Annotated in this window: 3 protein-coding genes; 1 reads left to right on the forward strand and 2 read right to left on the reverse strand. The window is 67.6% G+C overall.

The window, feature by feature from the left end; translation table 11 throughout:
• Positions 1–469, forward strand: a 469-nt coding sequence (locus RT309_RS11060; protein WP_313357026.1) for a prolyl oligopeptidase family serine peptidase, incomplete at its 5' end; no start/stop codon positions are given.
• 32 nt (positions 470–501) lie between these two features.
• On the opposite strand, the gene smpB is transcribed toward RT309_RS11060, so the two are convergent.
• Positions 502–978, reverse strand: coding sequence for an SsrA-binding protein SmpB (gene smpB, locus RT309_RS11065; protein ID WP_313357028.1), 477 nt, complete (start codon positions 976–978; stop codon positions 502–504).
• An 81-nt stretch (positions 979–1059) separates the two neighbouring features.
• Positions 1060–1927 (reverse strand): permease-like cell division protein FtsX (ftsX, locus tag RT309_RS11070; protein ID WP_313357030.1); only part of this gene is annotated, 868 nt, incomplete at its 5' end.

Below are 1927 nucleotides of genomic sequence, written 5' to 3' on the forward strand. Positions count from 1 at the left end.
GATCCGCGGCGGCTCGGCCGGCGGCTGGACGGTGCTGTGCGCGCTGGTGCGCGGCGGGACGTTCACCGCCGGCATCTCGCGATACGGCGTGGCGGATCTGCGGATGCTGGCGGCCGAGACCCACGACTTCGAAGCGCACTACATCGATGGCCTGGTCGGGCCGCTGCCCGAGTCGGAGAGCGTGTACATCGAGCGGTCGCCACTCTCGCACGCCGACCGGATCGACGTGCCGGTGCTGCTGCAGCAGGGGTCGGACGACCGGGTGGTGCCGCCGTCGCAGTCGGAGGCGATCCGCGACGCGCTGGATGCCCGGGGCGTGCCGCACGAGTACCTGCTGTTCGAGGGCGAGGGCCACGGCTTCCGCGCGGCGGAGACGATCATCGCATCACTGGAAGCCGAGCTGAACTTCCTGGGTCGCACGTTCGGCTTCGAGCCACGACTGGGCCCTGAGCCTGTCGAAGGGCCCTGAGCCCCACTGGGTCCCTGAGCCTGTCGAAGGGCCTACTCCCCCACGCGGTTGCGCAGACGCATGGCGCGCGCGGCCTCGCGGGTGTCCTGGCGCTCGCGCAGGGTCTGCCGCTTGTCGTACTCCTTCTTGCCCTTCGCGAGCGCGATCTCGACCTTGGCGCGGCCGTCGGAGAAGTACAGCTTCAGCGGGATGAGGGTGTAGCCGCCGGCGGAGACGGCGTGCTCGAGCTTGCGGATCTCGTCCTTGTGCAGCAGCAGCTTGCGGATGCGCTTGGCGGAGTGGTTGGTCCAGTGCCCCTGGGAGTACTCGGGGATGTGCACGGCGTCGAGGTACGCCTCGCCGCCCTTCACGTACGCGTACCCGTCGCTGAGGTTCGCGCGCCCCTGGCGCAGCGACTTGACCTCGGTGCCGGTGAGCACGAGGCCTGCCTCGTACGACTTCTCGAGGTTGTAGTCGTGACGCGCGCGACGGTTGGTCGCGATGACCTTCTCCCCGCGTTCCCTGGGCATGTTCTTCTCCTGACGATGGACAGCCCTCAACCCTATCGGTTCCTGAGCCCGTCCCTACCGGTTCCTGAGCCTGTCGAAGGATCAGGTGCGCAGCCAGCGCCGGATCGCGAAGCCGGCAGACAGGGCCGCCAGCACGACGCCGATGCCGATCAGCACGGGCACGACGAACGCGGCATCCTGCATGTCGACCAGGGGACGCATGAACGGAACCCGCTCGGCGAGATACCCTTCGACACCGAACTTCACCCCCGCCAGCACGGCCGCGCTGGCGAACACCGATCCGAGGAACGCGGCGAACACGCCCTCGAGCACGAACGGCGTCTGGATCGATCGGTTCGACGCGCCCACCAGACGCATGATGCCGATCTCCTTGCGGCGCGCATACGCCGACAGCCGGATGGTCGTGGCGATCAGCAGCACGGCGGCGATGAGCATGAGAGCCGCGACGCCGACAGCGATGTAGGTCGCGACGGTGAGCGCCGAGAACAGCGGATCGAGCAGACGGCGCTGATCCTGCACCTCGTCGACGCCGGCGACTCCCGAGAACGCCTCGGTGAGCACGCGCGACTGCTGCGGATCCTTCATGGTGACGCGGAATGCGACACCCATGTTCTCGACGCCGAACGCGTTCGCCTGCTCCTCGCCGAAACGCTCGATCCAGTTCTGGTAGGTCGTCTCCTTGTCGTCGAAGGCGACCTCGCTGATCAGCGGCTTGAGCGCGGGACCGGCGAGGTCGTCCTTGACGGTCGTGATCTGCTCTTCGGTCGCCTCGTCCGACGTGCAGTTCTGCGACGTCGACAGCGGCGAGCACATGTAGATGGTGACCTCGGCCTTCTCGCCCCAGTAGCCGCGCATCGTCTGGATCTGCGTCTGCATGAGGATGGCCGCGCCGACGAACGTCAGCGAGACGAAGGTGACGAGCACCACCGAGATGACCATGGAGATGTTG

It is taken from the genome of Microbacterium sp., assembly GCF_032084865.1.
In the GTDB taxonomy this organism is placed as follows: domain Bacteria; phylum Actinomycetota; class Actinomycetes; order Actinomycetales; family Microbacteriaceae; genus Microbacterium.